Source organism: Citrobacter sp. RHBSTW-00570, assembly GCF_013739755.1.
Taxonomy (GTDB): domain Bacteria; phylum Pseudomonadota; class Gammaproteobacteria; order Enterobacterales; family Enterobacteriaceae; genus Citrobacter; species Citrobacter braakii.
The window spans coordinates 3577920-3601389 of the sequence record NZ_CP056399.1; the positions used below are offsets into that span (position 1 = coordinate 3577920).

Here is a 23470-nt window from a genome sequence, read left to right on the forward strand (position 1 = left end):
GGTTTCTTCACGCCGCCCACAAAGAGGCAGCTTCAAGGATGACGTGAATTAGCCGCCGTGATAAATACGCTGCGGCCTCCCCACCTTACCGTGAATAATCTCCGCAATAATCAAATGACGGCTGGCACAGTACTCCAGGTAGCGCCTGGAGGTGGTACGGCTGATAGTGAGCGCCTGGGCGATCGTTTCCGCAGTATGATGTACCGTCGGATCGGCAAATAATTTCAACACCGCATTCAGCGTTAACGCATCAATTCCGGTCGGCAAATCGCCTTTCGGTTCGCCGCGCGCATAAGCATTAAACATTTCATCAATCTGCTTTTGACTGGCGCTGTCATTACCGGCCAACATGCGTCTGCGCTGTTGATAACGCGTCAGCGTCTGTCCCAGGCGCTCGTAGGCAATGGGTTTGACCAGATAATCAAACGCGCCGCTGCGCACGGCCTCGGAGACCGTTTCCATGTCGCTGGCCGCCGTGGTAAACACCACGCCCCCCGGATAACGCGTCTGGGTTAGCTCATGCAACAACGTAATTCCCTTGCCGTCCGGCAAGTAGTTATCGAGCAGAATCAAACCGGGCTTAAAACGCTCAATCATCATCCTCGCTTGCGCAAGATTACCCGCCAGCCAAATCTGGCTGAAGCCGGGTATATGGCGGATATATTCAGCATGCATTTCCGCCAGTAGCGTTTCATCCTCAACGATCAATAGCGTTAATGGTTCCGTCATTATTTTTTTTCACTTTCGGAAGAAATAAAGAAAATAAGGTGCCGCAGGGGGAGTTATCTTCGAGTGTAATCACCCCGTTACAGCGCCTCACATAACTTGCAATCAGATACAAACCGATGCCATGTTCACCTGGTTCATCGGTACGGGTGCTCACACCCTGTTCAAATATTTTTTCACGCAATGCTTCCGGTACACCGCATCCCTGATCGGCAACTTCGATGATCACGTCATCCCCTTCATCGCTCAAATAGAGTTCGACGATCTTGTTGCCTTGCTGGGTGGGCAAGCTCGCTTCAAATGCATTATCAAGCAGATTGCCAACAATTGCTGCAAACTCTGTGCTATCCAGCCCCTCGGGGAGTTGATGCAGTTGACTGCCAGGAACGATAGTCATAGTGAGGCCCAGTTCACGCGCACGCTGCACCTTGCCAAACAACAGACCGGCTACCTGACGATCGGCAAACGCGCCGCGCAGGCTGTCAATCAGTTGCTGTTGCGCCTGCGATTCCCCCTGCACCATTGCCAGCACCCGGTCATACTCTTTCATTTGCAGCAGGCCATTAATGGTCGACATCCAGTTAAGGTGTTCATGACGCAGCGTTCTCAGGCTCTCTACATACTGTTTGATCTGCGTTAATTGCGCATTAAGAGTAGCAATTTCATCTTTACTACGAAAACTGATGATTGCCCCAAGCAGTTCATCGCCGGAGCGAATCGCCTCACGGTTAGCGATAACGCTCAGGCCATTAAAGTTCACCATCGCGTCCTGTCGTTTTTCCGCAATCTGCTGGGTGAAAAAGTCAGTCGGCTGAACCACTTCACTAACCGGTTTTCCAAGCCACTTTCGCCCTGGCGAAGACAGCCCAAGCATTTTCCTCGCGCTGCGGTTTATTGCAGTGATATACCCATCAGGGTCCACGGCGATCAAACCTTCATATACCGAGCTGAATAGCGCTTCCTGCTGACGCACTACCCGCGCGATTTGCTTAGGCTCCATCCCCAACATCTGCCGGCGAATATGGGCGGCAAATAACCAGGAGAGCAGCATAAGTACCAGCAACAGCAGGATAAACACCCCTGCCATTGGGAGTAAAAAGTCCGATCGCCAGCTATCGATTTTACTGATCAGATAGCCAATTGAGACCACGCCAATGATTTTGCCATCGTCATCAAAGATGGGCGTTTTGGCGCGCATCGCCATCCCAATGGACCCTTTGCCGGTAATAAAGTAACTTTCCCCTCTTTCCAGTGCGCCGGGTTTGGTGAACTGCATCGGGTAGCCAATTTTTTCCGGATTTGGGTGGTAAAGGCGGACAGAGTTGGTATCCCCGATCACCACATAGTCGAAGTCAGTCCCGCTCTGCAGTTTGTCGGCAATGGTCGCCAGACGCTTGTAATCACGATGCTTCACCGCCGCGATGATACTGTCGTTAGAGGCGATGATTTTGGCCTGGTTCATCGCCATATCGCGGACATGCGTTGCCAGATAATCTTCAAAACTGGCGGTAAAGTATTGTGCTAACGCGGCGATAATAAAAACAGAAACGACCAAAATAAGCAGAAAGATACGCAATGGAAACGCCAGACTGCGAAAAAAAGGAAACCGTGTTTTATTTTTCTGCTCTGCCATATTTCTTCCTCAGCGACGTTACCCGAAACTTATTTCTCATTGTAGTTGTAATAAAAATGTTTTATTTGCAAGTCGCGGTATAAAACAGGATCGTTGCAGATTCCCCACCTTAAATCAATTAAACAAATTAAAACCACACGCTATTTCGGAGTTAAATTAATTAAAAAACTTAAAACCATAAAACACATTAAAACCTTCTAACTTATTGTGAAATAAATCAAAAATTACCTCCAAAATACTCCTTACGATGTATGCAGCAGGGAAAAAAAGAAATACTCCGTAATAAAAAAACATTCCCTTCAATTGCAAACAAGAAGTTATCAGGTTGCTAAACAGAGCAACAAAAACAGAAACCCAGTAACAAATATAGCATCGGGGCTCTATTCACTATGTTCGGTAATAATATATTCACGCAAGTTAAACGCTCAGAAAATAAAAAGATGGCGGCTATCGCGCAATTTCTGAAAGAGAATGATTTGAGCGTTGATACAACTGTCGAAGTATTTATCACCGTCACCCGTGATGACCGCCTGATTGCCTGCGGCGGCATTGCCGGCAATATCATAAAGTGCGTCGCCATCTGCGAATCCGTAAGGGGTGAAGGCTTAGCGCTGACGCTGGCGACCGAGTTAATCAACCTCGCCTATGAGCGCCACTGTACTCACCTCTTCATCTATACCAAAACCGAGTACGAGTCGCTGTTTAAGCAGTGCGGTTTTTCTACGCTGACCAGCGTTCCCGGCATTATGGTGCTGATGGAAAACAGCACCACACGTCTGAAACGCTACGCTGAATCACTGGCGAAACAGCGCCATGAAGGAAAAAAAATTGGTTGTATCGTCATGAACGCCAACCCATTCACCAACGGACATCGTTTTCTGATCCAACAAGCAGCCGCGCAATGTGACTGGCTGCATCTGTTTTTGGTGAAAGAAGATACCTCGCGTTTTCCGTATGAAGACCGACTGGATCTGGTGCTTAAAGGGACAAAAGACATTCCACGTTTAACCGTTCATCGCGGTTCGGAATACATCATTTCCCGCGCCACATTCCCGTGCTACTTCATCAAAGAGCAGAGCGTTATTAACCACTGCTATACCGAAATAGACCTGAAAATCTTCCGCCAGTATCTGGCCCCGGCTCTCGGCGTCACGCACCGCTTCGTCGGTACCGAGCCGTATTGCACCGTCACCTCCCAGTACAACAACGATATGCGCTACTGGCTGGAGACCCCAACGCTTCCCGCCCCACCGATTGAACTGGTGGAAATTGAGCGGCTGTGCTTCCAGGAGATGCCGATTTCTGCCTCCTGGGTGCGCAAGCTGCTGGTTAAAAAAGATCTCACGGCTATCGCATCCCTGGTCCCTGACGCCACGCTGCACTATCTGCAAAGCATGGTTGAGCGGGCCTCATCGGGTGCGGCAGTCCGCCAAAATACCCCCGCATTAGCAACAGGTGAAAAATGAAAATAAACCAGGCAGCCGTCGCAGGCACACTCGAGTCCGGTGATGTGATGATTCGCATCGCCCCACTCGATTCGCAGGATATTGACCTGCAGGTTAACAGTAGCGTCGAAAAACAGTTCGGTGATGCCATCCGGGCCACCATTCTGGACGTTCTGTCCCGCTACAACGTACGCGGCGTGCAATTAAATGTTGATGATAAAGGCGCACTGGACTGCATTTTACGTGCGCGACTGGAAGCACTACTGGCCCGCGCTGGCGGTATTCCTGCACTGCCATGGGAGGATTGCCAGTGATTAGTGAATCTTTGCAGCAACGTAAAACCCGTACCCGCCGCAGCATGCTGTTCGTACCGGGCGCCAATGCCGCCATGGTCAGCAACTCGTTCATCTATCCGGCAGATGCGCTGATGTTCGACCTGGAAGACTCCGTCGCGCTGCGCGAGAAAGATACTGCTCGCCGTATGGTGTACCACGCGCTGCAGCATCCGCTGTATCACGACGTTGAAACTATCGTGCGCGTAAACGCCCTCGACTCCGAATGGGGCATTAACGATCTCGAAGCCGTGGTACGCGGCGGCGCTGACATCGTGCGTTTACCGAAGACCGATACCGCGCAGGACGTCATCGACATCGAAAGCGAAATCCTGCGTATCGAGAAAGCCTGTGACCGTGAGCCCGGCAGTACCGGTCTGTTAGCCGCCATCGAATCGCCGTTAGGCATTACCCGCGCGGTAGAAATTGCCCACGCTTCCGAGCGCCTGATCGGTATTGCACTGGGTGCGGAAGATTATGTGCGTAACCTGCGCACTGAGCGCTCTGCGGAAGGGACTGAACTGCTGTTTGCCCGCTGCTCTATTTTGCAGGCGGCACGCTCTGCCGGCATTCAGGCGTTCGACACCGTTTATTCCGATGCCAACAACGAAGCGGGTTTCCTGCATGAAGCCGCACACATCAAGCAACTGGGTTTTGACGGTAAGTCGCTCATCAACCCGCGCCAGATCGAGCTCCTGCACAACCTGTACGCGCCGACACGCAAAGAGCTGGCTCACGCGCGCCTGGTCGTGGAAGCCGCTGAAGCCGCCGCTCGCGAAGGCCGTGGCGTAGTTTCCCTGAACGGCAAAATGGTCGACAGCCCGGTTATCGAGCGCGCCCTTCTGGTTATCTCCCGTGCAGAACTTTCCGGCATTCGCGAAGAATAAGGCAAAAAAATGACGCAGAAAATCGAACAGTCTCAACGCCAGGATCGCGTGGCGGCCTGGAGCCGTCATGCAGAAAGTGAGCTTTCCGCTTATCAGAGCACCGCAAAAGTAGAATTACAGGCGCAAAAACCGCGCGACAAAAAGCTGTGCGCTAACCTGGAAGACGCCATTCGTCGTTCAGGTTTACAGGATGGAATGACCATCTCTTTCCACCACGCTTTTCGCGGTGGCGATCTGACGATTAACCTGGTGATGGACGCCATCGCCAGAATGGGCTTTAAAAATCTGACGCTGGCCTCCAGCTCCCTGAGCGACTGCCATGCTCCGCTGGTTGAGCACATCCGTCAGGGCGTGGTCAGCCGTATTTACACCTCCGGGCTGCGTGGCCCGCTGGCGGAAGAGATCTCGCGTGGCCTGCTGGCCGAGCCTGTGCAGGTCCACTCCCATGGCGGCCGTGTACACCTGGTGCAAAGTGGCGAACTCAGCATTGATGTGGCGTTCCTCGGCGTACCGTCCTGCGACCAGTTTGGTAACGCTAACGGCTATACCGGTAAAGCGTGCTGTGGTTCACTGGGCTATGCCCGCGTCGATGCCGAAAATGCAAAACAGGTTGTCCTGCTGACTGAACAGCTGCTGACCTATCCGCATAACCCGGCCAGCATTACGCAGGATCAGGTGGATCTGATTGTACAGATCGATCAGGTCGGCGATGCGGACAAAATCGGTGCTGATGCGACACGCATGACCACCAACCCGCGAGAACTGTTAATCGCCCGTAGCGCGGCAGACGTCATTGCTAACTCCGGTTACTTCAATGAAGGCTTCTCACTGCAGACAGGAACCGGCGGCGCTTCTCTGGCCGTTACTCGTTTCCTGGAAGACAAGATGCGCAGCCGCGATATCCGTGCTGACTTCGCCCTGGGCGGCATCACCGCTACCATCGTTGACCTGCACGAAAAAGGCCTGATTCGCAAACTGCTGGACGTACAGAGCTTTGACCGTAACGCGGCTGAGTCGCTGGCCCGCAATCCAAACCACATTGAGATCAGTGCCAACCAGTATGCCAACTGGGGCTCAAAAGGCGCCTCCGTCGATCGTCTGGACGTCGTGGTGCTGAGTGCGCTGGAAGTTGATACCAGCTTCAACGTTAACGTACTGACCGGTTCTGACGGCGTACTGCGCGGCGCATCCGGCGGTCACTGCGATACTGCGGTTGCCGCTGCGCTTTCCATCATTGTCGCTCCGCTGGTTCGCGGACGCATCCCGACGCTGGTTGATAACGTCCTGACCTGCGTAACCCCGGGCTCCAGCGTAGACATCCTGGTCACTGACCACGGTATCGCCGTTAACCCTGCGCGTCCGGAACTGGCTGAACGTCTGAAAGAAGCCGGTATGAAAGTGGTGTCCATTGAATGGCTGCGCGAACGTGCACAGCAGCTCACCGGTCAGCCACGCGCTATCGAATTCACCGACCGCGTGATTGCCGTTGTGCGTTACCGCGATGGCTCGGTGATTGACGTTGTGCATCAGGTGAAGGAATAAGCCATGCGCCTGCTCCCTGAACACGCCACCCAACACGCGGTTTCGATTCCCGAGCTGCTCGCCAGCCGGGATGAGAGACAAGCAAGGCAACATGCCTGGTTGACGCGTCATCACGCGCCACTGGTCTCATTTACCGTGGTCGTACCGGGTCCGATTAAAGACAGCGCATTAACCCGTCGCATCTTTAATCACGGCGTAACCGCCCTGCTCGCGCTGGCGGAAAAATCCACCTGGATTATCAGGGAGCAAACGGCGCTGGTTTCTGCCAGCGGTCCGGAAGGTCTTTTGTCTATTGAGGCCCCGGCCCACGATCTCAAGCTCGCCACGATTGAACTTGAGCATTCACATCCGCTGGGACGGTTATGGGACATCGATGTCCTGACCCCTGAAGGGGAGATTCTGTCCCGGCGTCATTTCGCACTCCCTGCCCGCCGCTGTCTGCTGTGCGAGCAAAGCGCTGCCGAATGCGCGCGAGGTAAAACCCACGCGCTTTCCGACTTACTCTCTCAGATGGAGGCACTGCTGCATGATGCCGATTCCCGCAACATCAACCAATAACGCAGTCCTTCCTCTGGATCTGCCTGACGCTTACGCAACGCTTGCGTGGCGGGCCATGTTGACTGAAGTCAACCTGTCGCCCAAACCGGGTCTGGTGGATCGTATTAACAACGGCGCACATAAAGATATGGCGCTGGAAGATTTTCATCGCAGCGCTGAGGCAATTCAGGCCTGGCTGCCGCGTTTTATTGAATATGGGGCGTTTAGCGCACAGCTGTCGCCTGAAGATGTGTTGAAAGGACTGCGCCCACTGGGCATGGCCTGCGAAGCCGATATGTTTCGCGCCACCGAGGGGGTAAACACCCATAAAGGGAGCATCTTTTCACTGGGGCTGCTGTGTGCCGCCATTGGCCGACTGCACCAGCTCCAACTGACTGTTACCGCTGAAACCCTTTGCTCAACGGCAGCAACATTTTGCCGTGGCCTGACCGAGCGCGAACTGCGCCAGAACAATCAACAACTCACGGCTGGCCAACGTCTTTATCAGCAACTGGGATTAACCGGCGCACGGGGCGAAGCCGAAGCGGGATACCCGCTAGTCATCCAGCATGCCCTGCCGCACTACCGCGCACTGCTGACTCAGGGCCGCGATCCTGAACTGGCGCTACTCGACACGTTATTGCTGCTGATGTCTATCAATGGCGACACCAACGTGGCTTCACGTGGCGGCGCAGAAGGTCTGCGCTGGCTACAGCAGCAGGCCACCGCTCTATTGCAGCAAGGGGGGATTCGCACCCCTGCCGATCTCGAATACCTGCGCCAGTTCGACCAACAGTGCATTGAACGCAACCTCAGCCCAGGAGGCTGCGCCGACCTGCTGATCGTCACCTGGTTCTTAGCTCAGATTTCACAAGTTCATCATTATCACAATTAAAGATCCTTTCCGGAGAATCACACACATGTCTTTAGCAAAAGATAAAATATGGAAATTACTGGCCCCATTGGTCGTAATGGGCGTCATGTTTCTTATCCCTGTCCCTGATGGAATGCCCCCGCAAGCCTGGCACTATTTTGCCGTTTTCGTGGCAATGATTGTCGGGATGATCCTGGAGCCAATCCCGGCAACAGCGATAAGCTTTATCGCCGTAACGATCTGCGTCATCGGCAGCAACTATCTGCTGTTTGATGCTTCAGAGCTGGCCGACCCGGCGTTTAAAGCGGGTAAGCAAGCGCTGAAATGGGGTCTGGCAGGCTTCTCCAGCACTACCGTGTGGTTGGTGTTTGGCGCGTTTATCTTCGCGCTGGGCTATGAAGTCACCGGTCTGGGTCGTCGTATCGCGCTGTTCCTGGTAAAATTCATGGGTAAGCGCACCCTGACGCTGGGCTACGCGATTGTCATCATCGACATTCTGCTGGCGCCGTTTACACCGTCCAACACCGCGCGTACCGGTGGTACCGTATTCCCGGTTATCAAAAACCTGCCGCCGCTGTTTAAATCATTCCCAAACGATCCGTCCGCGCGCCGTATCGGCGGATATCTGATGTGGATGATGGTAATCAGTACCAGCCTGAGCTCCTCTATGTTCGTTACCGGTGCTGCACCTAACGTGCTGGGTCTGGAATTCGTCAATAAAATTGCCGGTATTCAAATCAGCTGGTTGCAATGGTTCCTCAGCTTCCTGCCGGTTGGTATTATTTTGCTGATCGTTGCTCCGTGGCTGTCCTATGTTCTTTACAAGCCAGAAGTTACTCACAGTGCTGAAGTTGCCGCGTGGGCTGGTGATGAACTGAAAACCATGGGTAAACTGACGCGTAAAGAGCTGACCCTGATCGGTCTGGTTCTGCTCAGCCTGGGTCTGTGGGTCTTTGGCGGTAAACTGATTGATGCGACCGCTGTGGGTCTGCTGGCAGTCTCGCTGATGCTGGCGCTGCACGTTGTCCCGTGGAAAGACATCACCCGTTATAACAGCGCATGGAACACCCTGGTTAACCTCGCCACGCTGGTCGTTATGGCGAATGGTTTAACCCGTTCAGGCTTCATCGACTGGTTCGCCAACACGATGAGCTCGCACCTGGAAGGCTTCTCGCCTAACGCGACCGTGATCGTTCTGGTGCTGGTGTTCTATTTTGCTCACTACCTGTTTGCCAGCCTTTCCGCACACACCGCCACCATGCTGCCGGTTATTCTGGCCGTCGGCAAAGGCATCCCGGGCGTTCCGATGGAACACCTGTGTATCCTGCTGGTACTGTCCATCGGTATCATGGGCTGTCTGACTCCGTATGCAACTGGCCCTGGCGTTATTATTTACGGCTGCGGTTATGTGAAGTCCAAAGACTACTGGCGTCTGGGTGCTATCTTCGGCGTTATCTACATCTCTATGCTTTTGCTGGTCGGCTGGCCGATTCTGGCAATGTGGAGCTAATCATTCGGGTTCCCGCCTGATGAAAATGATGCCAGTCAGCTAAACCTGACTGGCATTTTTTATGATTAAATAGATGATATTCAGAATTGATATAAGTATCCGAAATCATCATGACATCAACATGGCGTTATTCTTCGCTGCTGGCAGCACTTCTGCTCCCAGTTTCTGTAGCTCAGGCCGACGAACTTCAGGCAAAACAGTACGCTGATTTTGACAGCTACGTGCTGGCCCTCTCCTGGCAAACCGGATTTTGTCAGAGCCAACACGAGAGAAATCGTCAAGAGCCCGACGAATGTCGTCTGCAAAAAGAGAGCGCGGACAAAGCAGATTTCCTGACCGTTCACGGTTTATGGCCCAGCCTGCCAAAATCCATAGCCGCCCGTGGAGTAGACAACCGCCGCTGGATGCGCTTTGGCTGCGCAACTCGCCCTATTCCCAACCTGCCTGAAGCGCGCGCCAGCCGTAAATGCGCGGCTCCCGAAACGGGCCTGTCGCTGGAAAGCGCGGCAAAACTCAGTGCCGTAATGCCCGGTGCTGGCGGGAGATCCTGTCTGGAACGTTACGAATATGCCAAACATGGTGCCTGTTTCGGTTTTGATCCCGACGCATACTTCGGCACGATGGTACGGATGAATAATGAGGTTAAGAACAGCGAGGCTGGCAAATTCCTCGCGGAAAACTACGGCAAAACCGTCAGCCGCAGCGCATTTGACGCCGCCGTCGCTAAAAGCTGGGGCAGAGAGAACGTCAAAGCCGTGAAGCTAAGCTGCCACGGCAATCCGGCCTATCTCACAGAAATCCAATTGACCCTGAAAGCCGACACCATTAACCAGACGTTATCCGCACAGTCATTCTTACCGCAACCGCATCCGGGTAACTGCGGTAAACAGTTTATTATCGACAAAGTGGGATACTGAAAATAACGACCGGCGCGGCAAGCTGGCGTCGCTCCATATGGTTAGCGTTTTGAACGGGCATCCGGGCGAATTAAATCAAAGCGGTGTGTTTCACTGATCGAATAATACGCCGTTGGCCCGCCCGCACGCAGTACCGGTTTTGCTTTCGCCGTCTGGTAGATGCCGCCTTCCAGTAGCGTTTCATCAATATGAATACCCACCACTTCTCCCAGCACCAGCCAGGTTTCAACAGGCGAACCATCAGCGGTGGTCAGTTGCAGACTTTGCGATAAGCGACACTCAAAATTGACCGGGCTTTGCGCCACGCGCGGCACGCTGACTATCCGACTATCTGCTTTGCTAAGCCCGGCGGCAAAAAACTCATCCTCGCCGTGAGGCAAGCTGGCTGACGTTTCGTTCATCGCGCTGGCCAGCTCAAGAGTCGTCAGATTCCAGACAAACTCACCGGTGTCGATAATATTCTGCACGCTATCTTTCCAGCCGCTGCTGGCGAAACCGATAATCGGCGGGTGATAATTAAAGCAGTTAAAGAAACTGTACGGTGCAAGGTTATGCCGACCGTCGCTGTCGCGGGAGGCAATCCAGCCAATAGGGCGCGGTCCAATGATGGCATTCAGCGGGTCATGCGGTAAGCCGTGTCCTTGTGATGGTTGATAGAAATACATAGTGTTCTCTGTTGAAGTTAACATCAGCGCAGCACAAATTATGCTTCGCTCATCTCCCTGGAAAAAGAAGATCAGCGTAGAACAATCCGCTAAAGATTACGATTGAATAAAGTTGAGCAGATCGCCGTTGATCTGTTGTTTATGGGTAGTGCAAATGCCATGCGAACCGCCAACATACACCTTCAACTGCGCGTCAGACAGTATTTCCGCCGCAACCTTTCCGCAGGTTTCAAACGGGACAATCTGATCGTCATCACCATGGATCACCAGCGTCGGGATAGTCATCTTTTTGAGATCCTCACGCAGGTCAGTTTCTGAAAACGCGTGAATACAGTCGTACAACGCTTTAATGGAACCTTGTAAGCCCTGTTCAACAAAGCTTTCACGAACGGCTTTCGACGCATTTACGCCCGGGCGGTTGTAGCCATAAAATGCAGCGGTCAGTTCATAGAAGAAAGCAGCGCGATCGTTTATCACTCCCTCACGGATGCCATCAAACACCCCTTTCGGCACACCATTTGGGTTAAAGTCGGTCTTGATCATTATGGGCGTCACCGCGCCGATTAACACCGCTTTGGCTACCCGCTGCGTTCCATGGCGTCCAATGTACCTCGCCACTTCCCCGCCCCCGGTAGAGTGTCCGACATGTACGGCATCTTTAAGATTGAGATGTGCGGTAAGTTCAGCCAGATCGTCAGCATACTGATCCATATTGTGACCATCCCAGGGTTGGGCTGAACGCCCATGCCCACGCCTGTCATGGGCGATCACCCGAAATCCTTTCGACCCGAGGAACAGCATCTGATCCTCAAACGCATCTGCCGTCAGCGGCCAGCCATGGCTAAAGACGATAGGCTGCCCACTTCCCCAATCTTTAAAATGCAAATAGCTGCCGTCTTTCAAGGTAAGTTTGTCGTACTGGCTCATGAGATCTCCTGTCGCGGAACACTGAGTTGTTTGACGCGCCCGCAGCGAGCGCTTAAAAAGCATAATGCAAATTGGAGAACGATCGCGTTTTTCGGCTAAAATCACACCATACGCAACAATATTGATGATTTGCCTGAATGTGAACTAAATCACTTCAAACCAGGGGTAAGTCTCAGTATCATCATAAAAGCTAAACCCTTGCCGCCTGACGGTGAGGGTTTTCTTTTGGGATTATTTACCTGCGCACCCGCAGTATCGACGACATGGAGTAACAAATGTCCAGACCAACTATCATCATTAACGACCTCGATGCGGAACGCATTGACCGCCTGTTGGAGCAACCTGCGTTTGCTGGTTTACCGATTGCCGACGCCCTGAACGCCGAGCTGGATCGTGCCCAAATGTGTTCACCAGAAACCATGCCGCACGATGTCGTGACCATGAACAGCCGCGTGAAATTCCGCAATCTGAGTGATGGCGAAGTCCGTGTGCGTACCCTGGTGTATCCGGCCAATATGACTGACAGCAGCACACAGCTTTCGGTAATGGCACCTGTTGGCGCTGCACTTCTGGGCCTGCGCGTTGGCGACACCATTCACTGGGAACTACCAGGCGGGACCTCAACACACCTCGAAGTCATTGAGCTTGAGTACCAACCTGAAGCTGCGGGCGACTACCTGCGCTAACTCTGTCTTATCAAAGCCACTCGCTTTATCTTACAGGGGATGCATCCGCATCCTCTTTCCGGTTAGTCCCCAGTTCCTGACTCTCACCTTATCTCCTGTTCGCAAAACATAAATCTGTGTCGTGACTGACAGAATCATTTTTAATACTATGCTGATATGTGTTCATGTAATGACAAGGAGAATGTTTATGTACAACACAATCATAATGCCTGTTGATGTATTCGAAATGGAACTGAGCGACAAGGCTATTCGCCATGCAGAATTTCTGGCACAGGAAAACGGGGTTATTCATCTGCTGCATGTGCTGCCAGGCTCAGCAAGCTTAAGCCTGCACCGCTTTGCAGCCGATGTCCGTCGTTTTGAAGAGCATCTACAACACGAAGCGGAAACTCGTCTGCAAACGATGGTCGGTCACTTCAGCATCGATCCTTCCCGTATTAAACAACACGTCCGCTTTGGCAGCGTACGTGACGTCGTCAACGAGTTGGGTGAAGAGTTGAATGCGGATGTGGTCGTCATTGGATCGCGCAACCCATCAATCAGCACTCATCTGCTCGGCTCAAACGCTTCCAGCGTTGTTCGCCACGCTACTCTGCCAGTGCTGGTTGTACGTTAATAGCCTCTAATTTGCTAAATAAATATCCTCCGGCATAGCCGGAGGTTTTTCGGATGCGCCTATAAGGCTCTGTTACCAGCCGCGCCCTAACAGGCGCATACGATCTGACATTTGCATCAGACTTCGTTACTTACGGCCCGTAAACGGGCTACCCGCATAAGGGATCGATAACTGCTCACCCATTTTATCTTCTGCAAGCTGGTGCTTTATGTATTCCTGTATCTTCACCGTGTTCTTACCCACCGTATCTACGTAGTATCCCCGGCACCAGAACTCTCTATTCCTGTACTTGAATTTCATATCCCCAAACTGTTCATACAGCATCAGACTGCTTTTCCCTTTCAGATACCCCATAAAGCCGGATACGCTCATTTTGGGTGGGATTTCCACAAGCATATGGATATGATCCGCACAGCATTCCGCTTCCAGGATCCGCACGTTTTTCCACTCACACAGCTTTCTTAAGATGCTGCCTATCGCCCTGCGTTTCTCACCGTAGAATGCTTGTCTCCGGTATTTGGGCGCAAAAACTATGTGATATTTACAGTTCCATCGGGTGTGCGCTAAGCTCTTTTCGTCCCCCATTGGGACCCCCTTTTGATTTCTTGTTAAACATTTGCAGTTGCCAGACCGCAATGTGTTTTAACAAATCAAAAGGGGTTTTAATAACTGGCCCAAAGCTGAAAGCTTTCCGGAACCCCCAGCCTAGCTGGGGGTTTTCTGTGCACAAGAAAACCCCTGCCAGGTTAATGCCTGGCAGGGGTGACCATGAAAACGTAATGCAGGTTGATATAATAAAGAAAACGCCTCATCTTTCTTTGATGAAACTAATGATCAGACTCATTAAATGAATGTGTTACACGGTTTATTGTTTCAAGAATTGACAATCTGAAAGCGTGGAAATAAAAAACCGCCAGCGGATGGCTGACGGTTTTGGCATTGCAGGTGAGTCTTACTTTTTTTATGCTACTGTCGTGCGAATCAGATAATCAAACGAACTCAATGAGGCCTTCGCGCCTTCACCGGTCGCGATGATGATCTGCTTATACGGTACGGTGGTGCAGTCACCAGCGGCGAAAACCCCTTTCACGCTGGTTTCGCACTTGGCATCGATGATGATTTCACCCATGCGATTACGCTCGACGGCACCTTCCAGCCAGTTGGTGTTTGGCAGCAGACCTATCTGTACAAAGATACCCGCCAGTTCCACACTGTGAACGTCGCCACTCACGCGGTCACGATACTCCAGGCCGGTGACTTTGCTGCCATCGCCTTTCACTTCTGTCGTTTGCGCATTCAGAATAATATCGACGTTTTTCAGACTGCGAAGCTTATTCTGCAGCACCTGATCAGCTTTCATTTCAGGTGCGAACTCCAGCAGCGTCACATGTTCAACAATGCCTGCCAGGTCAATAGCAGCTTCAACACCGGAGTTGCCGCCACCAATCACCGCAACGCGCTTGCCTTTGAACAGCGGGCCATCGCAGTGCGGGCAATAGGTTACGCCTTTGGTGCGATACTGATCTTCGCCCGGAACGTTCATGTTGCGCCATTTCGCACCGGTGGCAATGATAATGCTGCGTGCTTTGAGCACCGCGCCGGATGCCGTTTCAATCTGATGCAAACCGCCTTCCTGCGCCGCCGGAACCAGTTTACTTGCGCTCTGGCTGTCGATCACATCAACATCATAGTCATCAACGTGTGCTTTCAGCGCGCCCGCCAGTTTCTGGCCTTCGGTTTTCGGTACCGAGATGTAGTTTTCAATATCAACGGTATCAAGAACCTGACCGCCAAAACGTTCGCCCATCAGACCGGTGCGAATACCTTTACGTGCAGAGTACACTGCCGCTGCCGCCCCCGCAGGACCGGAACCGACAATCAGCACGTCATAAGCATCACGTTTGTTCAGCTCTTGTGCCGCACGTTTTTCTGCGCCGCTATCTACTTTCGCCACGATCTCAGTCAGCGTCATACGCCCCTGACCGAACTCTTTGCCGTTCATATACACCGCCGGAACGCCCATCACGTTGCGATCGGTAATTTCGTTCTGGAATGTACCGCCGTCAATCGCCGTATGCTTGATGCGTGGATTCAGTACCGACATCAGGTTCAGCGCCTGTACCACGTCCGGACAGTTATGACAGGAAAGCGAATAATAGGTTTCAAACTCAAAATCACCGTCGAGATCGCGGATCTGCTCCAGCAACGCCTGCGCCTCTTTTGACGGATGACCACCGGTCCACAGCAGCGCCAGCACCAGGGAGGTAAACTCATGGCCCAGCGGAGAACCGGCAAAGCGCGGCCCCTGGTGAGAACCTGGATTGGTGATCAGGAACGATGGCTTGCGTACCGCCAGAGTATTGTCTTCTTTAAAGGTGACTTTTTCTGACAGTTCAGCAATTTCAGTCAGCAGTTCCTTGATTTCTGCCGATTTAGCGCTGTCATCCAGCGTAGCAATCAGCTCAACAGGTTTGGTCAGTTTCTCAAGATAAGCCTTGAGCTGGGTTTTCATATTTGTGTCGAGCATTCTTCTTCCCTCTCTGAAAACATCATCATGCAAGCCGACTTTGCGGGACTGCATTAATGCAACTTGCGTCATGGTGCTGGAATGAAACAGGCGCAAACTGCGCCTGTGGAATGGCCGGATGCACTGCGTTTATCCGGCCTACAAATTATGCGACTTAAATCTTACCGACCAGATCTAAGGATGGAGCCAGGGTCGCTTCGCCTTCTTTCCATTTCGCCGGGCAAACTTCACCTGGGTGAGAGGCAACGTACTGTGCGGCTTTAATTTTACGCAGCAGGTCAGACGCATCACGGCCGATACCTTCAGCGGTAACTTCGATTGCCTGGATGATACCCTGCGGGTCTACAACGAAGGTTGCGCGGTCAGCCAGACCTTCATCTTCACGCATGTTGTCGAAGTTACGGGTCAGGGCGCCAGTCGGGTCGCCGATCATCGCGTATTTGATTTTCGCGATGGTGTCAGAGCTGCTGTGCCATGCTTTGTGGGTGAAGTGGGTGTCAGTAGATACGGAATAGACATCTACGCCCAGTTTCTGCAGTTCTTCGTAGTGGTCAGCCACATCACCCAGCTCGGTCGGGCAAACGAAAGTAAAGTCAGCCGGGTAGAAGAAGAAGACGCTCCAGCGACCTTCGGTATCTTTCTCGGTTACTTCGATGAACTCACCGTTTTTGAACGCCTGGTTTTTGAAAGGTTTAATTTTGGTATTAATCAAAGACATCTGTACTTCCTCCGTGTTTTCGTTGAGAGATAAGTTAACGAAAATCTCTTCGCAGGGCTAATGCGTTTCCTTTATCAAATCAATAAGCGTTAACTAACAACCCACTCAAACTCATGTTGTGAACCTAAAGATAAAAGTAAAAAAGGCCCCCTTTGCAGGGAGCCTCATTACCCGAGCTACCCGCAGGTAACGTCAGTGCCAGCAGGGCTGGCTATGTGTTGCGCTCTACATTACCTTAACAAAGGTCGTAACAGCGATTGGGATTACATCACCCCACTCAAGAAAGGGCAATCGACAGACGGTCGATCTTACCTATGGCTGCGATAGGTTTTGCAACTTAGCCCCCTTTCCTTCTGATTTTATAAGGAAAATCAATGTTTAAACGTACCTTACTCTTAACCCTGCTTCCTGCCGTGGTGCACGCCGAAGAACTTCCTGCCCCCGTTAAAGCTATTGAGAAACAGGGCATTACTATTCTCAAACCCTTCGACGCGCCGGGTGGAATGAAGGGCTACCTGGGAAAATACCAGGATATGGGCGTTACTATCTATGTTACGCCTGACGGCAAACACGCCATTTCCGGTTATATGTATAACGAAAAAGGTGAAAACCTCAGTAATACGCTGATAGAAAAAGAGATCTACGCCCCTGCCGGACGCGAAATGTGGCAGCGAATGGAAAAAACATCCTGGATTCTGGACGGGAAAAAAGAGGCTCCAGTCATTGTCTATGTGTTTGCCGATCCCTTCTGTCCCTATTGCAAACAGTTCTGGCAGCAGGCTCGCCCGTGGGTAGACTCAGGTAAAGTTCAGTTGCGCACATTACTGGTTGGCGTAATTAAACCCGAAAGCCCGGCTACCGCCGCAGCGATTCTGGCCGCAAAAGATCCGGCCAAGACCTGGCATGACTATGAGGCATCCGGTGGGAAAATGAAGCTACAAATCCCGACCTCCGTCTCACCGGAGCAGATGAAGGTATTGAATATCAATCAAAAGTTGATGGATGATTTAGGCGCCAACGTCACGCCGGCTATCTATTACATGAGTAAAGACGATACGTTACAACAGGAAATCGGCTTACCGGATAAGGAGAAATTAAACATTATCATGGGTAATAAATAAATGTGAAAAAATGAGTGGTTGTTATCATTCCCATGTCAATCACTCATTTAGATTAACTTTTTTGGTCAAAATTACGCAACATGTGCTATTTTTAGTTTAAATTAATAATTCATTAAGCACACAAACATAAACCACAAGAATATTCACAACTTAAAATATTTCAAAATTAAATTTTTCAAAACATGACCATCACAGGAAGGTATGTATGGCTAACCTCTATGACCTTAAAAAGTTCGATCTCAATCTATTGGTTATCTTTGAGTGTATTTATCAACATTTGAGTATCACTAAAGCTGCCGAAACTTTGTATATCACCCCCTCTGCCGTTAGCCAGTCACTGCAACGGCTACGCACACAATTTAATGACCCACTGTTTATCCGCTCCGGAAAAGGCATAACACCAACGATTATGGGGATTAACCTTCATCATCATCTTGAGAAAAATCTCAACAGTCTGGAGCAGACAATAAACATCATGAATAACTCCAGTCTGAAGAAAAAATTCATTATTTACTGTCCACAACTACCAACAATTATCAACATCGAGGAAATTATTCATTTTGTCAGAGAAGAATCGCATGTCGAAATTGAGCACCATAACATACTCATCACTGCTGAAAGTACGGAAAATCTGTTGGCTTACAGAAAAGCAGATTTAGTCATTGCTACCGCTCCAGTGAGTAATCGCTCGATAATATGCTCGCCATTTAAAACTGTCGAAACAATATTAGTTTGCAACAAAAATCATCCGAGAATTAATGGAGAAAGTACGCTTGAAACAATATTAAAAGAACAGTTCACGCAACTTATTTCTGAAGATACAGGTGTTAAGGAATACTGGCAACAAACCAGCACATTGCTGGCTAATCGAGATGTTGGCTTCCGCAGCGACTCATTAATAACGATCATTAACATTATTTCAAATACGGACATCATAGGTCTGCTACCAAGAGATATTTACGAACAATATACCGGATCATTTAATTTAAAAGAGATCTGTATCGATATTCCCTTACCAAAAATAAATTTATTTTTGATGTATAACAGAGCATCACTCAACAATACTGGCTTCGTTAATTTAATTAATAAAATAAATGATAAACATGATCAAAGAACTACCAAGTAGAACTTTACCTATTCATTTTAAATATTTATGAATGAGCATAATTCAAAATAACCATGAATGTATTAAAACGTTGCACCTGGAAAAAATTAGCATATCTTATTGTCAGCATTTGTTATTGTTTTAAATAATAATTTTGATATGAGTTTAATATGTCTATTTATAAAATCCCGCTTGATCAAAACGTGCTGGACGCCGCTCTGGAGCGCATAACCTGGGCGCTGGAAACTCTGCCTCGAGTTTGTGTCTCTTTCTCCGGCGGGAAAGATTCAGGACTGATGCTACATCTGACAGCTATGCTTGCACGCCAACTGCATAAAAAAATTGACGTACTATTTATCGACTGGGAAGCCCAGTTTTCCTGCACTATTGATTATGTTGAGGCGCTTCGTGCACGTTATTCTGATGTCATCGAGCGCTTTTATTGGGTGGCTTTACCGCTCACCACCCAGAATTCCCTCTCTCAATTTCAGCCAGAATGGCAGTGTTGGGAACCAGGTACTCCGTGGGTTCGCCAGCCTCCCACGGATGCCATAACCGATCCAGAGTATTTCTCCTTCTATCAACCCGGCATGACCTTTGAACAATTTGTTCGCGAGTTCGCTGACTGGTATTCAGAGAAACGTCCAGCCGGCATGATGGTCGGGATCCGCGCCGATGAGTCATATAATCGTTTTGTCGCCATTGCCAATTCGCAAAAGCAGCGCTTTGCCGATGATAAACCCTGGACCACCAGCGCCCCCGGCGGGCATACCTGGTATATTTACCCGATTTATGACTGGAAAACTGCCGATATCTGGACCTGGTTCGCAAAAACCAGAATGTCGTGCAATCCCTTATACAATCTCATGTATCAGGCCGGTGTCCCAACACGTTACATGCGTATTTGTGAGCCCTTTGGCCCGGAACAGCGTCAGGGATTATGGCTATATCACGTCATTGAACCCGAGCGCTGGGCAGCCATGTGCGCCCGTGTCAGCGGTGTAAAAAGTGGCGGAATTTATGCCGGTCAGGACAACCATTTTTACGGGCACCGCAAAATATTGAAACCCGAACATTTAAACTGGCAGGAATACGCCATGCTGCTACTCAATAGCATGCCGGAAACGACCGCTGAGCATTATCGCAATAAAATCGCCATCTATTTGCAGTGGTATAAGAAAAAGGGCATGGACAATATCCCGCAAACTCAGGAAAAAGATATTGGCTCAGCGGATATTCCGTCGTGGCGGCGTATCTGTAAAGTCCTGCTGAATAACGACTACTGGTGCCGGGCTCTGTCATTCAGCCCCACAAAACCCAAAAACTACCAACGTTATAATGAACGCATGAAAATAAAACGCCAGCAATGGGGAATCTTATGCAACACCGACTAACTCAAGAACTCACTGGTTTTCTTTCTGGGCTGTCAGAAGAAGAACGAATTGAAGCAATCAACCAATTCAGAATGGCTATCCACAGCGTCAGCCCTTTTCGTGAAGAGCCAGTAGACTGTGTACTATGGATTAAAAACGAGCATATCTCACCCAATGACTATAACCCTAATAACGTTGCGCCTCCGGAGAAAAAGCTGCTGCAGAAATCCCTCGAAGCAGACGGATTCACGCAGCCCATCGTGGTAGTTCACTCCACGGCGGAAGAATACGAAATTGTCGATGGTTTCCACCGTCACGAGCTAGGTAAAAGTAAACCGTCGCTGAAATCACGCCTGCATGGCTACCTGCCGGTCACCTGTTTACAGCGTGAACGCCATGAACGCATGGCAGCGACAATTCGTCATAACCGTGCCCGTGGGCGGCATAAAATTCATGCCATGTCGGAAATCGTTCGTGAATTATCACTACTGGGATGGAGCGCAGAGAAAATCAGTAAAGAGTTAGGTATGGACGACGATGAGGTTTTACGTCTGAAACAAATTAACGGTCTGCAAGAGTTATTTGCCGACCGTCGCTTCTCCAAAGCCTGGACAGTAAAATAACTACAGCGCAACCAGACGTTCGGCTGCCGCCAGCAGCGTCGATTCTTGCTTGGCAAAACATAGGCGAATCAGCTTATGCGGGAAAGGATCGGCGCAGAAAACCGACAACGGGATCGCGGCAACGCCCACTTCTTTGGTCAGCCACTGGCAAAACTCAACGTCGTTAAGTGTGGAGACGGCACTGTAATCGACCAGCAGAAAATAGGTACCTTCACACGGTAAAATTTCCAGCCGGCTGTCACGCAGCGCGCTCACCAACACATCGCGTTTTTTCTGATAAAAGGCTGGCAACTCACGATAGTGTGTTGGATCCTCCCGCAGCATATCCGCCAGCGCCAACTGAGCCGGCGTATTAACTGAGAACGTCAGATACTGGTGTACCTTGCGTAATTCAGCGCTAATGGCGGCAGGCGCAACGCAGTAGCCGACTTTCCAGCCGGTCATATGGTAGGTCTTCCCAAAAGATGAAACGGCAACGGCGCGTTCGCGCAGCTGTGAATGCGCCAGCACGCTGGCATGTCCTTGTCCGGCGAAGCAAATGTGCTCATAAACTTCGTCGCTGATGACAAAGATCTCGCGTTCTTTAATTGCTTGCCACAGGGCATCAAAATCGGCGTGATGCCATACGGTGGCGGAAGGGTTGTGCGGCGTGTTAAGGATCACCAGTCGGGTACGTTCGCTGAGTACAGCGCTAAATTCCTGCCAGTCGACGCGAAAAGACGGCGGTTGCAGCGCGATACGTTTAACTACGCCGCCGGATAATTCGACCGCGGGCGCATAGCTGTCGTAGCTCGGGTCAAAACAAATCACCTCATCGCCAGGACGCACCAGCGCCGTAATTGCGGCGAACAGCGCTTCTGTGGCCCCTGCCGTCACGGTCACTTCACTATTCGCATCAGGTTTATAGCCGTACAACTGCGCGGTTTTATCCGCAATGGCTTCGCGCAACGGCTGTACGCCCGTCATCGGCGCATACTGGTTTGCGCCATGCGCGACGTGATACGCCAGACGTTCCTGCAAAAAGAGTGGCCCGTCAAAATCAGGAAATCCCTGCGAGAGGTTAATGGCCTGATGCTGCTGCGCCAGCGCGCTCATTTGCGTGAAGATAGTGGTGCCAAGATTAGGCAGTTTGCTTTGCGGAATCAGCGGGTTATTACTCATTATTATTATCCCAGCGGGTGATGTTGTGGTTGAAGCCACTATAGCACGATGCTAGTATTTGGCAATCAAGACGTTCAGACGTCTATATAAAAATAACCTGCATTGACAGGACAGCCAAAAGGACAACACAACATGAGTAATACCGAGATTCGCGTCGTCACCGGCCCGGCCAACTATTTTTCCCATCCCGGCAGCCTGTCAAGACTCAACGATTTTTTCACCGCAGAGCAACTCTCACGCGCCGTCTGGGTTTACGGTGAACGCGCCATCGACGCGGCCCGCCCTTATCTGCCTGAGGCATTTCATCTTGCCGATGCCAGGCACCTGCTGTTTACGGGACATTGCAGCGAAACCGATGTTACTCAACTGGCAAAAGAGTCAGGAGACAATCGCAGCGTGGTGATTGGTGTGGGCGGCGGGACATTGCTCGACACGGCCAAAGCGCTGGCTCGTCGTCTGGGTCTGCCTTTTGTCGGTATTCCTACTATCGCAGCGACCTGCGCCGCATGGACACCGCTCTCCGTCTGGTACAACGATGCAGGCCAGGCGCTGCATTTCGAAATTTTCGCTGACGCCAATTTCCTCGTGCTGGTCGAGCCAGAGATCGTTCTCAATGCGCCTGAAGAATACTTACTGGCGGGGATCGGCGACACGCTGGCGAAATGGTACGAGGCAGTCGTGCTCGCACCTGAGCCGGAAAACCTGCCTCTGACCGTACGTCTGGGTATCCATGCTGCGCAGACGATCCGCGACGTCCTGTTGGAAAGCAGCGAGCAGGCGCTGGTCGATAAGCAACAAGGCACGTTAAGCCGCACATTTTGCGATGTAGTGGATGCAATTATTGCCGGAGGCGGCATGGTCGGCGGTCTGGGTGAGCGCTACACCCGCGTGGCGGCGGCGCATTCGGTACATAATGGCCTGACCGTGCTCCCGCAAACGGAGAAGTTTTTACATGGCACCAAAGTGGCGTACGGCATACTGGTGCAAAGCGCGCTGCTGGGACAAGATGATGTGCTGGCGCAGTTAATTACCGCCTATCAGCGCTTCAACCTGCCAACCCGGTTGGCTCAACTGGACGTGGACATCAACAACCGCGCCGAAATCGACAACGTGATTGCGCACACCCTGCGCCCGGTGGAGTCCATTCATGCGCTGCCGGTAACGTTAACGCCACAGACGCTGCGCGCAGCGTTCGAAAAAGTAGAATCGTTTACGGTGTGATTATGGTGTGGGATGCCTGATGGCGGCAACGCAGCGCCCCCCTGGTGCTTACTAGAGTAAGTGACCAGGGTGAACACGCCTGCAGCTTGAATGATGAAGAGCATTAACAGCAGCGTGCGCCGCCTTTCCCCCCGTAGCGCGCATCCTGGCGTTCGCGGAAAAATTCTTCGTAGGTCATTGGCGTCAGGTCCGGATGCGTGACGCGCATATGCTCAACATAGTTGTCGTAATCCGGCACACCTATCATTAATCGGGCGGTTTGACCCAAATACTTCCCGGCTTTAGAGAGCGTTTCAAACATAGTGGTTCCCTGTCGAACAAACG

24 protein-coding genes are annotated in these 23470 nt (G+C 51.2%); 15 read left to right on the plus strand and 9 right to left on the minus strand.

The genetic code is table 11. The features are described from left to right. Positions 1-48: 48 nt before the first annotated feature. Complete coding sequence (gene dpiA / locus HV237_RS17135) at positions 49-729, minus strand: two-component response regulator DpiA (RefSeq protein WP_016152226.1); 681 nt, start codon at positions 727-729, stop codon at positions 49-51. Next, on the minus strand, positions 698-2359 hold the full coding sequence (gene dpiB / locus HV237_RS17140; protein WP_047359498.1) for a sensor histidine kinase DpiB: 1662 nt from the start codon (positions 2357-2359) through the stop codon (positions 698-700). The genes dpiA and dpiB overlap by 32 nt, the downstream gene beginning before the upstream one ends. A gap of 389 nt (positions 2360-2748) precedes the next feature. On the opposite strand from dpiB, the gene citC reads away from it, so the two are divergent. The 8 genes from citC to rna all read left to right on the plus strand — a co-directional run bounded on the left by citC (position 2749) and on the right by rna (position 10403). Then, positions 2749-3825: a [citrate (pro-3S)-lyase] ligase gene (citC, locus tag HV237_RS17145; protein ID WP_016152224.1), complete on the plus strand. Its 1077-nt coding sequence runs from the start codon at positions 2749-2751 to the stop codon at positions 3823-3825. After that, positions 3822-4118 carry a citrate lyase acyl carrier protein gene (gene citD / locus HV237_RS17150; protein ID WP_003831276.1) on the plus strand — a complete coding sequence of 99 codons (297 nt, stop codon included), beginning with the start codon at positions 3822-3824 and terminating at the stop codon, positions 4116-4118. Before citC ends, citD begins: the two co-directional genes overlap by 4 nt. Beyond that, the gene (locus tag HV237_RS17155) at positions 4115-5023 is read left to right on the plus strand and encodes an aldolase/citrate lyase family protein (RefSeq protein ID WP_047359499.1); all 909 of its coding nucleotides are present in this window, start codon (positions 4115-4117) and stop codon (positions 5021-5023) included. Before citD ends, HV237_RS17155 begins: the two co-directional genes overlap by 4 nt. A 9-nt stretch (positions 5024-5032) precedes the next feature. Further along, positions 5033-6565 (plus strand): citrate lyase subunit alpha, encoded by a 1533-nt coding sequence (gene citF, locus HV237_RS17160; RefSeq protein WP_047359500.1) that lies wholly within the window; start codon positions 5033-5035, stop codon positions 6563-6565. 3 nt (positions 6566-6568) lie between these two features. After that, entirely contained in the window at positions 6569-7123 is a 555-nt protein-coding gene (citX, locus tag HV237_RS17165; protein WP_047359501.1) for a citrate lyase holo-[acyl-carrier protein] synthase, read from the plus strand. Then, positions 7092-7997 (plus strand): triphosphoribosyl-dephospho-CoA synthase CitG, encoded by a 906-nt coding sequence (gene citG, locus HV237_RS17170; protein WP_047359502.1) that lies wholly within the window; start codon positions 7092-7094, stop codon positions 7995-7997. The genes citX and citG overlap by 32 nt, the downstream gene beginning before the upstream one ends. A gap of 25 nt (positions 7998-8022) precedes the next feature. Further along, positions 8023-9486 (plus strand): citrate/succinate antiporter CitT, encoded by a 1464-nt coding sequence (gene citT / locus HV237_RS17175; protein ID WP_016152219.1) that lies wholly within the window; start codon positions 8023-8025, stop codon positions 9484-9486. 110 nt (positions 9487-9596) lie between these two features. Beyond that, positions 9597-10403, plus strand: coding sequence for a ribonuclease I (rna, locus tag HV237_RS17180; protein ID WP_047359503.1), 807 nt, complete (start codon positions 9597-9599; stop codon positions 10401-10403). Between the two features lie 41 nt (positions 10404-10444). On the opposite strand, the gene HV237_RS17185 is transcribed toward rna, so the two are convergent. After that, positions 10445-11068, minus strand: coding sequence for a flavin reductase family protein (locus tag HV237_RS17185; protein ID WP_047359504.1), 624 nt, complete (start codon positions 11066-11068; stop codon positions 10445-10447). Positions 11069-11164: 96 nt separating this feature from the next. Continuing rightward, positions 11165-11995 carry an alpha/beta hydrolase gene (locus HV237_RS17190; RefSeq protein WP_047359505.1) on the minus strand — a complete coding sequence of 277 codons (831 nt, stop codon included), beginning with the start codon at positions 11993-11995 and terminating at the stop codon, positions 11165-11167. 275 nt (positions 11996-12270) lie between these two features. On the opposite strand from HV237_RS17190, the gene rnk reads away from it, so the two are divergent. Both rnk and uspG read left to right on the plus strand, forming a co-directional pair. Further along, a complete protein-coding gene (rnk, locus tag HV237_RS17195; protein ID WP_005120853.1) occupies positions 12271-12681 on the plus strand; it encodes a nucleoside diphosphate kinase regulator in 411 nt (136 codons plus the stop codon). Between the two features lie 187 nt (positions 12682-12868). Continuing rightward, positions 12869-13297, plus strand: a complete 429-nt coding sequence (uspG, locus tag HV237_RS17200) for a universal stress protein UspG (protein ID WP_016152215.1) — start codon at positions 12869-12871, stop codon at positions 13295-13297. A gap of 126 nt (positions 13298-13423) precedes the next feature. On the opposite strand, the gene tnpA is transcribed toward uspG, so the two are convergent. From tnpA to ahpC, 3 genes are all read right to left on the minus strand, one after another. Further along, the gene (gene tnpA / locus HV237_RS17205; protein ID WP_079778750.1) at positions 13424-13882 is read right to left on the minus strand and encodes an IS200/IS605 family transposase; all 459 of its coding nucleotides are present in this window, start codon (positions 13880-13882) and stop codon (positions 13424-13426) included. Between the two features lie 376 nt (positions 13883-14258). Then, positions 14259-15824: an alkyl hydroperoxide reductase subunit F gene (ahpF, locus tag HV237_RS17210; protein WP_016152210.1), complete on the minus strand. Its 1566-nt coding sequence runs from the start codon at positions 15822-15824 to the stop codon at positions 14259-14261. Between the two features lie 154 nt (positions 15825-15978). Further along, the gene (ahpC, locus tag HV237_RS17215) at positions 15979-16542 is read right to left on the minus strand and encodes an alkyl hydroperoxide reductase subunit C (protein ID WP_004859485.1); all 564 of its coding nucleotides are present in this window, start codon (positions 16540-16542) and stop codon (positions 15979-15981) included. A gap of 374 nt (positions 16543-16916) precedes the next feature. Here ahpC and dsbG point away from each other — a divergent pair, with 374 nt between their 5' ends. The 4 genes from dsbG to HV237_RS17235 all read left to right on the plus strand — a co-directional run bounded on the left by dsbG (position 16917) and on the right by HV237_RS17235 (position 20764). After that, on the plus strand, positions 16917-17663 hold the full coding sequence (dsbG, locus tag HV237_RS17220) for a thiol:disulfide interchange protein DsbG (RefSeq protein ID WP_047359275.1): 747 nt from the start codon (positions 16917-16919) through the stop codon (positions 17661-17663). A gap of 205 nt (positions 17664-17868) precedes the next feature. Further along, on the plus strand, positions 17869-18789 hold the full coding sequence (locus HV237_RS17225) for a LysR family transcriptional regulator (protein WP_053388572.1): 921 nt from the start codon (positions 17869-17871) through the stop codon (positions 18787-18789). 149 nt (positions 18790-18938) lie between these two features. Further along, a complete protein-coding gene (locus tag HV237_RS17230; protein ID WP_047358077.1) occupies positions 18939-20162 on the plus strand; it encodes a phosphoadenosine phosphosulfate reductase in 1224 nt (407 codons plus the stop codon). Next, positions 20147-20764 (plus strand): ParB/RepB/Spo0J family partition protein, encoded by a 618-nt coding sequence (locus tag HV237_RS17235; RefSeq protein WP_046275109.1) that lies wholly within the window; start codon positions 20147-20149, stop codon positions 20762-20764. The genes HV237_RS17230 and HV237_RS17235 overlap by 16 nt, the downstream gene beginning before the upstream one ends. Here the strand turns inward: HV237_RS17235 and HV237_RS17240 are convergent, their stop codons facing one another. Continuing rightward, positions 20765-21925: a pyridoxal phosphate-dependent aminotransferase gene (locus HV237_RS17240; RefSeq protein ID WP_047358076.1), complete on the minus strand. Its 1161-nt coding sequence runs from the start codon at positions 21923-21925 to the stop codon at positions 20765-20767. Positions 21926-22057: 132 nt separating this feature from the next. Between HV237_RS17240 and HV237_RS17245 the strand changes: the two genes are divergently transcribed. Beyond that, positions 22058-23146 (plus strand): oxidoreductase, encoded by a 1089-nt coding sequence (locus tag HV237_RS17245; RefSeq protein ID WP_047358075.1) that lies wholly within the window; start codon positions 22058-22060, stop codon positions 23144-23146. A gap of 103 nt (positions 23147-23249) precedes the next feature. On the opposite strand, the gene HV237_RS17250 is transcribed toward HV237_RS17245, so the two are convergent. Further along, entirely contained in the window at positions 23250-23447 is a 198-nt protein-coding gene (locus HV237_RS17250; protein ID WP_019076244.1) for a YbdD/YjiX family protein, read from the minus strand. Positions 23448-23470: the final 23 nt, after the last annotated feature.